8 protein-coding genes and 1 pseudogene are annotated in these 8,940 nt (G+C 49.1%); 1 reads left to right on the top strand and 8 read right to left on the bottom strand.

Translation table 11 applies throughout. The features are described from left to right. Window positions 1-132 precede the first annotated feature (132 nt). From LKD41_RS03680 to LKD41_RS03705, 6 genes are all read right to left on the bottom strand, one after another. On the bottom strand, window positions 133-1,473 hold the full coding sequence (locus tag LKD41_RS03680) for a virulence-associated E family protein (RefSeq protein WP_009321442.1): 1,341 nt from the start codon (window positions 1,471-1,473) through the stop codon (window positions 133-135). Continuing rightward, a complete protein-coding gene (locus LKD41_RS03685; RefSeq protein WP_014079457.1) occupies window positions 1,358-2,098 on the bottom strand; it encodes a CHC2 zinc finger domain-containing protein in 741 nt (246 codons plus the stop codon). Before LKD41_RS03685 ends, LKD41_RS03680 begins: the two co-directional genes overlap by 116 nt. 47 nt (window positions 2,099-2,145) lie before the next feature. Next, a complete protein-coding gene (gene mobQ / locus LKD41_RS03690; RefSeq protein WP_074104019.1) occupies window positions 2,146-3,618 on the bottom strand; it encodes a MobQ family relaxase in 1,473 nt (490 codons plus the stop codon). Between the two features lie 2 nt (window positions 3,619-3,620). Beyond that, window positions 3,621-3,938, bottom strand: a complete 318-nt coding sequence (locus LKD41_RS03695) for a DUF3847 domain-containing protein (RefSeq protein ID WP_008816380.1) — start codon at window positions 3,936-3,938, stop codon at window positions 3,621-3,623. Window positions 3,939-4,224: 286 nt separating this feature from the next. Further along, window positions 4,225-4,428 carry a hypothetical protein gene (locus LKD41_RS03700; RefSeq protein ID WP_004614949.1) on the bottom strand — a complete coding sequence of 68 codons (204 nt, stop codon included), beginning with the start codon at window positions 4,426-4,428 and terminating at the stop codon, window positions 4,225-4,227. Between the two features lie 147 nt (window positions 4,429-4,575). Further along, window positions 4,576-4,800 (bottom strand): helix-turn-helix domain-containing protein, encoded by a 225-nt coding sequence (locus LKD41_RS03705; protein ID WP_005362423.1) that lies wholly within the window; start codon window positions 4,798-4,800, stop codon window positions 4,576-4,578. 302 nt (window positions 4,801-5,102) lie between these two features. On the opposite strand from LKD41_RS03705, the gene LKD41_RS03710 reads away from it, so the two are divergent. Then, window positions 5,103-6,143, top strand: coding sequence for a DUF6076 domain-containing protein (locus LKD41_RS03710; RefSeq protein WP_008816376.1), 1,041 nt, complete (start codon window positions 5,103-5,105; stop codon window positions 6,141-6,143). A gap of 224 nt (window positions 6,144-6,367) precedes the next feature. Here LKD41_RS03710 and LKD41_RS03715 read toward each other — a convergent pair whose 3' ends face one another. Both LKD41_RS03715 and LKD41_RS03720 read right to left on the bottom strand, forming a co-directional pair. After that, window positions 6,368-8,746 (bottom strand): ABC transporter permease, encoded by a 2,379-nt coding sequence (locus LKD41_RS03715; protein WP_227700426.1) that lies wholly within the window; start codon window positions 8,744-8,746, stop codon window positions 6,368-6,370. Window positions 8,747-8,760: 14 nt separating this feature from the next. Continuing rightward, a pseudogene (locus LKD41_RS03720) lies at window positions 8,761-8,940 on the bottom strand (ABC transporter ATP-binding protein); the annotation flags it as partial.

The raw sequence follows: 8,940 nt of genomic DNA on the forward strand, positions 1-8,940 counted from the left end.
TTACTTTTTACTTTTTCTTTGATTTCTTGGTTGACATGGTTGACAAAGGAGAGAAATGCCCCAAATATCAGGCTTTTCCCCGTCAACCGGCTGTCAACCAAAGCGTCAACCAAACTGTCAACCGGTGGCTTTTCAGAATGGAAGTTCCATTTGCCGGGCTTCTTCTTCCGTGATTTCCTGAAAACCGTCCCCCTCCGGCGGAGCTTGGTTGACACGCTCCCAGCCTTTTTGAGAACCGTATTTCTTATACCGCTTCGGGCTTTTGTAGGCTACCCAGCCCTGTATGATGCCGCCCGCAATGCCGGTATTCATAATCTCGCAGATTGCCCGTGTCTCCCAGTCTGCCGGGGAATTTAAGTTCCCCAGCGCTTCCTCATAAAGCTGCTTGGAACATACCCTGTCGCCGGTGTAGTCCTCCAAATAGGCGTAGATCATGCCGGCCTGTGTGTCTTCCTGCATAAAGTCCTGCTGGTGGGCGTTCAGGTATCGGTTCATTTCCATGCTGAATGACAGCTTATACTTCCCACTGCGATAAACCGTCATGGCTTCCGCCCACATCTGTTCGATATACGCCCTCGCCGCCGCTTCATCGTCCAGTATGTGAACCTCCGCCCGTTCCGGGTACACCGTCACGGGGAGAAAGCGCCGGTTGCCGGTGCGGTCACGGGGCAAAAAGTCCTGCCGGTTGGTCGTCCCTCCAAATACACATTGCCGCAGCCGGTCTGCCGGATGTGTCTCATACGGCACTTTGTAGGTTTCTTTCTGGCGGCTTAAGAATGACTTGATTTCCTCAATACTCTTGGCGTTGGCTGTGGCAATCATCTCCGACATCTCGATAATCCAATGCCCTTGCAGCTTGCGGTACACATTTTCATCGTCCAGCTTTTTCAAATCGTCTGAAAACCATTCGTCCCTGCCTGCCAGCAGCCGGAAAAAGGTAGATTTCCCGGCTCCCTGACCACCAACCAGACAGAGCATGACCTCAAACTTGCTCCCCGGTCTGAATACCCGCCGGATGGCTCCCATCAGGAACAGTTTCAAGGCTTCATAGGTGTATTCGTCCGTATCGGCTCCCAGAAAGTGATGCAGGGCGTAACGGATGCGCTCTGTGCCGTCCCATTGCAGGCTGTTCAGGTAATCCCTGACTGGATGGTAGCGGTTTTCATTGGCAACAATCTTGATGGCGCTCTGCACCTTTTTCTCGCTGGTAAGCCCGTAATTTTCTTCCAGATACAAAAGCAGGTAGTTCATGTCCATGTCGGTCAGCGTGGTACTGGTGCGCTCCCAGCCCAGCGGCTTCACAATGTCAATCTGCTCCGTCAAAAGGTTCAGGCGCAGCGCCCCGCGAAACAGAGGGTCACGCTGGAACACCGTCAGGCAGTTTCGGATGCTGTTCTTCACGCCGCCTTTCTGCGTCCCCTCTAATGTTTCCCGGATTTCTGCCGGTGTCTGCGCCGGTTCCATTGTGTCCATCGTCCTTTTGACCGCTTCCTGCGTTTCCGGCGGCAAGCTCTGAAATTCGCTGTTCAAGCCGCAACACCTCCTTTCCCTGTGCGGCGATCAATGCCGCTTTTTCTTCTATTTCTCCGTATAACAAAATATCCAAAAGGTATTCTGTGTAGCTTATCCTCTGCAACGCTTCCACAAAAAGAGGATGCCAGATGGCATCCTGCGGCTGTGGGGCGTGTGCTGTTTTCCAATGCTCCAGCAGGCGCAGATAATCGCATAGCACCCGGAAACAATACCGTTCCGTTTCCTGAAATCTCTGCTCCGCTGATTTTTGTCGGGGCTGTGACCTGTTGTGACGCTTCCTATCTGGCGGCGCATTGCCGGATTTCTCATAGGAAACGCCGAAGTCCTCCGCAAGCCTGACCGCAGCTTCCCGTTTCCCCAATCCATGCAGCAAAGCGGCAAAGTCGATCACATCCCCGGAAGCCCCGCAGCCGAAGCAGTAAAAGCGGCTGTCCACTTTCATGCTGGGCGTGCGGTCATTGTGGAATGGACAGCAGACCATGCCGTTTCTCCCCACCCGGATTCCATAGAATGAAGCAGCCTGCCGGGTGGTAACAGACTGTTTCACCGCTTCAAATACATTCAAATGCTCCCTCCATAAAAATACTGGTAGCGGTAAAGCTGCCGGTTATATCATAGCTCCATCTCATGTTTCTTTCTCTGTACTGCCTGTGGCTGCTCCCTCCGGCGCAGTGCGGTATCTACGGCGTTCTGCACCTGCCGTAGCCGTATGACTTCCTCCCGGAGTGGCTTGTGCTGCGGAGACAGTTCGGCATACTCTGTTTTTAACTGTGCGTATTCCTGTTTCCATGCTTTCAGGGCAATGGGTTTTCCGTCCAGTTTTTCTTTCAAAATACGGCGGGCGGCATAAAACAGCCGTAACTCCGCATCGTGGGATGTTTCAAATTTCTCCCTCTGTTTCTTAAACTTGATATTGTTCAATTCCGTATGAACAGGTTTTAGCCGCTGGTAATTCTCGCCCTCCCGTATCAATTCCTGCAATTCCTTTATCCGGGCAGATTTCTTTTTCATGGAGTCGCTTAACGCTTCAAATTCTTCGTTGACAGAGGAAAGACGCTCCTGCAAATCCTCTAATGTGAGCAGCTTGTTTTCCGTCAGATAATTGACGGCTTCGGCAAACTGCTTTAAGTTTCCGGTTCTGGCTTTATTGCTCCATGCCCCTGCGTTGCGCTGGTTGTAATAAGCGATCAACAGGTCGGCAAGGCTCGGTGTCTGCGGTTTGGAAAGTTCTTCTTTTACCTCTGCCATCCAGACAAACAGGGCTTTGATCTTCTTCCTCACATCCTGCATGAGCCGGTTGGTGGCTTTAATCCAGCGGTTCAGTTCCCCTTTCTCGGTGCGGATGCCCTTTGCTTCCATCTGCCGGACATTAGCTCCCTCGTGGACAGTAGGTATCAGGTCAAGCCCCTGCCGCACATAGGAACGGTGGTCGATACGCACATCCAGCCCTTTTTCCTCAAATTTTGTATTAACGGCAGCCGCCCACTGCTCCCGCCAGTGTTCCAGCGTTTCCGGCTCATGCCAGTCTGTTGTATGGACAGCGTTAAACATATAATCGCCGTTTTTATCCCGGATTCGGTTTCCATCTTCATCAAGAAGATATTCCCGACGCTGTTTTTGTCCCCATGTGCCATCCGGGTTCAAAGGGCGCATGGTTGTCATCACATGAAAATGCGGGTTAGGGATGCCGCCGTCCTCTTTCTCCGGGCTGTGAAAAGCAAGGTCGGCAATCATGCCTTTTGTCACAAACTGCTCCTGTACGAACTTCCTCGCCAGCTCCATGTTTTCTTCCAGCGTCAATTCATTCTGCATGGCAATATCAAAGGAATAGGCAAGCTGTGCTTTTGGATGTTTCTCGCAGTTCTCCACAGCATTCCAGAGGGTCGCCCGGTCAAGATATATTTCCGGCGCATGGGGCGGCAGCATGATTTCCGAAGCGATCACGCCGCCCTTTTTGGTGTAGTCGCTGACTTCTCCATAGTAGCTGCTGTAAAGACGCTCCCCGGCTCGATAGGCTGCGCTGGCAATGGCGCTCTGACCGGCGCTGCGCTTGATCTGTGCGATTGAAAAATGATAAAGTGCTATCCTTAGTCACCGCCTTTCTCCTGCCCGGAAATACGGGCGTGGTTCTCTGTGGCAGACCGGATGAAATGCTCCGCCTGCGGCAGATTCAAAATGCTTTCCATGAGGGAATAAAATTCCGCTTCGGATAGCTCCTTTGTCTGTGGTGCAATGCTCTCAATAGCTGCCCCACGGGTAATCAGCCGGTGCGTCCTCTGTTTCCGGGAACCGCTTTCCAGATACGCCTGCCGGTTTTTCAAACGCTGCATTTTCCGTTTTTCCTGTTCCAGCAGGACAGTGGTTTTTTCATATTCCTGCTTCAACTGTTCCAAAGATTTTTCCATGTTCTCACATCCTTTGCTGATAAGATAAAGAAAGACCATCCGCAGACAGTCCGTGTGTCAGTGCTTCTATAAAACCCGATGAAAAGGGAAAACCGCAGAGCGGATTTCTCTTTGCGGCGGGTACACAGGGGATAGCCGCTTTAGCGGCGCAAGGGGGTGTAGCCACCTTGTCGGAGCGAAGCGAACGCAGACCTCGGATTGCTGATTTTATCAGCGGCAGAGGTAAGCTCCGCAGGACGCACGATACATGGTCTTTAGACTATGTATAGAAGTGCGCCCTTAGTTCCTAAGGGATTTTGCCGTTTCCGGCAGTCTTGTCCTTTTTCTTGGAACGCTTGGAAAGATACTTCGGGCAGTCAACCACAACCGCCCGGAAGCTCTGTTTACATTCGTGCTGGCATTTCCGGCACAGTTCGTTGTAAGTGATACGGCTGCGGTCATTTAAGAAGAAAGACCATTCCAACCGCCGCTTGTTACTCATTCTTGCCATAACCGGCTCCTTTCTCCGTTTCTATCTGATGTACGCAGATAGGCTGTTTTGATGTAGCGTCTCGGTATCATTTTTAAGTTTTTTTCCCTCTGTATGCCCCTTTGGAAAGTGCGGCAGTATTGCAAGTCAGGGAATGATACCTCACGCTTATTTGTCGCTTCCCGGTACGGTTTCGGAGCCTTTTGCCATCCATTCAAAGAAAGCAATTTTGCTGACCTTGATAAGTCTGCCCCTGCGGAACGCTGGAAAGCCGGGTGTGTGTACCAGCTCATAGGCGCTCGCTCTTGAAATTCCCATAATCCGCTGAATGTCCGCCACATCCAGAACCAGCGGTAAATCCTCGTAGCTGTTCAATCTCTTTTTATCGTTCATTCTGTTCCTCCCATAAATCAAATAGGTTAAAATGCTTCCTGTTGCCGTTCTCCCCAAAAGCCGTTTTCCTGCCCCATTCCTGCGGTGTTTCCCTGCATTGGTGCGCCGAATGCGTCACTTCTCCTGCCGGTCATATCCCTTTTGGACGGTCATTCACTTGTCAAGGTACTGTGCGGTACGAAATTACCAACCGCAATCATCATAGCGTACTATCCTTGACAAAACAATGATTCTGCGATACCATGAGTGTAACGGATATAACTGAATTATATAATTACCATAAACAAAGGCAGGGGATAGGGATGGAGAATCAGTTTATACGGCATGAGCCATGTTTTGAGAGGATTTTGTTTGTCCTGACGCTGGACAGGAAGAAAATGAAAGAGCGGATTTTGATTGGGGAAGAACAGCAGATCCGCTTCCGTCTGAACGGGAGCCAAAACGCAGAGGTGCTTTGTGATATGACACGCCCACTGGGAACTTTTTTGATAAACTTTGAGCGTGACACGGACAGAGACTGGAACTTATACGGGCTTTCTCCGCTGCGGCAAGCTCTCCACTCCAACCGATGGAAACAGCCGGAGCTGGAGCAGGCGGCAAGCGAATTTCTTTGGGAGAAATATCTTAGCAACGACCCTCTGAAAATGTATGTGGCGTTCCGTATCTGGAACAGCTATCTGCTTGCCAGAGAACCCCGTGACCGTAACGCTGCCTGTGACCGCTTCATGGATAAAATGAGCAGACTGACCGGGGTATTCCAAAACGAAACCATGAGCTTTGACAGGGAGACAGGAAAACCGAAACAATTTCAAGCTGGCAGCCTTTATTTCAAAGGCGCACCGTCAGAAGATACCCGGCTTGACCTCTGGTTCCCGGACAACCGGCGCACAGAAGAATGTGTGTCTGCCTATGCGTCCCTCTACCCGTTGATTACCTATTATCTGAACAGGCTGAATGACTGGGGGCTTTGCTTCCGGCGGTGCAAGGTCTGTGGAAAATATTTTCTGGCAAAGAGCCAGCGGTATGAGCTGTGCAGCGACAAGTGCCGAAAAGCACAGGCGCTTCAAAACAAGCGGGAATTTGACGAGAGGTCAAGAGAAAATAACTATGACCTGCTTTATAAAAATGAATGCCAGAACTGGCGCAACAAAATAAACCGGGTAAAAAATACCGCAGGCTTTCCGGCTGACCGTCTGGAAAAAATACAGGCTTCCTTTTCCGACTTTAAGAAAGAAGCCTTACAGAGAAAAAAGGCTGTAAAAACAGGAACGGCCAGCCCGAAAGAATTTACGGACTGGCTGTATCAGCAGAGTAATGTAATTGTTGAGCTGACCGAGATATGAAAAACTTTCTATCGTCAATTTCGCATTATTGCAATAACAGATTGCTTCTTCCATGAATGGTAATATTATCATCAAACTTTTGGAAGAACTATAAATGTCCGAGGTGCCTTTGATTTCGACAAAAAAACAGGCTGAATTGTTACAAAGCTCGGACATTTCAAAAATTTTTTGAGAAATGGCGAAAAAAGCGGGGCAGCACACGCCGCCCCGCCGATCCCATACGGTTATTCCATCGCCCGCATTTGTTCGATCAGGGATTGCTTTTTCTGTCTGCGGATTGTCCATACAGACAAGATCAGTTCCATTCCGAACAATACCAGAATGAACAGTCCCATTTCCAAAACCGGGAATTTGTAAGGCACTACATTTCCGGCAAAAGCTCCTATACTCATTTTTCTGCAAGCAAAGATGGAAGCCGGAAGCCCAACGATCAGCGTCGCCAATGTTGCAAAGAGCGCATAGCACAGCCCCTCACAGATGTTCATTTCACATAGCTGTTTTTGTGTTAGGCCGATAGAACGCAGAATACTGTTTTCCTGCTTTCGGGCTATCTGGTTAGAGAGTGTCGTATTGATAAGGTTGATAACGCCAAAGAGAAATACCAACCATGAAAGTATCTCCATACTGCCAAACGCAAAAGAATTTGTCATTTCTTCATATTCAATCACTGTATTGATTTCATCTAAGGCAATATTACTATGGCTGGCAACAATATTTTTCAATTCAGCTCCCACATAGTCCGTTTTTTTCGGATCGTTTACAATGCTCCATGAATAGTCGAAAGAAGCGATTTCCGGGTGCAGTTCATGGAACAATGCTTCTGGTGCGAAAAAGAGTACTCCATCGAGGGCCAGTTTTCCATGCCCGGAAGGCGTCTTGTTGGAATCAAACAATCCTGATACAGTGACGGAAACAGGCGGTTGCCCCTCTCCAAAATAAAAGTCAACTGTTGAACCAACACCCATATCCTCATTCTGCTTTAGCACATTATAGTCAATTACAATACTACGGGAATCTTTTGGCATCGTTCCTGCTGTCAGAGCCGCTTCAACTGTTGCATAATTCTGGTCGGTCAGCATATCACACATACCACCGCTTTGGTAAATGTCCGTCTTAAGGGTTGCATAGAGAGATTGTCTGCTTGGAATTATATCTGTAACACCATCAATAGATAAGATTTCCTGTTTTAATTCTTCATTCAACGGATTTCCCGCTGCCATAACCTTTTCTTCTGTCATTTCAGAATCCAAATAAATTTTATAGTCGCCGTCCGGGAAAAACCGTCTTGCAAGCGCCTCTGGAGAACGCAGCAAAACAATGGAGGATACCACAAGCAGAATAATTCCGCCCAAACTCAATGAGGCTACAATAGCAACGGTCTTTTTTCGGTCACGCTTAAAATTCGCAATTCCCATTGAAACAGGATTGAACTTGATATTCTTTTTTCGGCTTCGGATGTCCTTTTGTGCCGGGGTAAAACGGACGGCTTCAATCGGGGAAATCCCTGCCGCAATTTTTATCGGCTTACGGATGGAAACAGATACCATGATCCAACTGCTTATGAGTGTCAAAATAATCGTTGCCACATAGGAAACAGCATTAAATCCCTTGGGAAACAAAAGAAAACCGCCGCATACACCCAGCACTGTACCAATCAAAATCCCGATACTGCCGAGTTTACGCCCCTCCCGCTTTACAATCCGCTTGATTTGCTTTGGCGTTGCACCAATCGTCCGAAGCTGCCCGTAGCTCTTGATTTTGTCATTGATGGAGATACGGAAGATACTCTGGATCACAATATAGCCGCCGATCAGAACAATGGCAATCACGCCAGCCATCAGTGCAAAATCAAAGGATTTAGAAGCATAGGCAAAATACTTGCTGTTCATTTTGGGCATAGGAAGCTGATATTCCTCCGCAATCTCCCTGCAATAAGAGGTCATCAGTTCTTCGCCCAACTGGTCGCTGTTTTTGAAATGGACATAGGCGCGATAGCCAGTCGGGTCAAACCCTTTCCATCCTGTCAGGGCAGCGTTGGAAAGAATGATAGCGCAGGTATTCGCTTCTTTTTCATTTACGCTGTCCATAATGCCGGTAACGACATAATCACCATGAAAACTCTCTGTATCTAAGGTCACAGTGTCCCCGATCTTGGCATTGTTTCCATAGGTGGAAAGAAAGTATTCGCTTACAACAACTTCATTTGCTTTTTCAGGAACCCGGCCCTCTAACAACTCCATCTGCGCCTTGGTAATCTCCATCATTTGCGCGTCGCAATACACATAAGACGCATGATAGCCCTGTTCTGAAAGCTCCTCACCCAGCATATAGTAGCCGCCTACGCGCTCAAACTCCGGCAGTCCTTTCAGGGTTTCAATGTCGTTTTCCTCTACGCCCAGCCAGACCGCCTCATAAGTATCGACAACCTGATTGCGCTGCATTTGTGTCAGGGAGGTAGACACAATTCCCGTAAAGCAGATCAGAAATGCCGCCAGCGCAACGGCAATCACCACCATCAGATTCCGGCGCTTCTCGCTTTGCAAACTTTTCTTTGCCAGCTTCTTTGTAATGGCGCTGGTATCATTCTCAAAAGGCCATGTCATAGCCTGCCACCTCCTTACTCCACAATCTTGCCGTCCTCAATGCGGACAATCCGATCTGCAAGACGGGCTATGTCGTCATTGTGGGTAATCATCACAACAGTTTGCCGGAACTCCGCGCTGGTGCGCTTGATAAGCCCCAGCACCTCGGCGCTGGTCTTGCTGTCAAGGTTGCCGGTCGGCTCGTCGGCCAGCAC

Source organism: Roseburia sp. CLA-AA-H209 (genome assembly GCF_020687575.1).
Classification (GTDB): Bacteria; Bacillota; Clostridia; order Lachnospirales; family Lachnospiraceae; genus Roseburia_C; species Roseburia_C amylophila.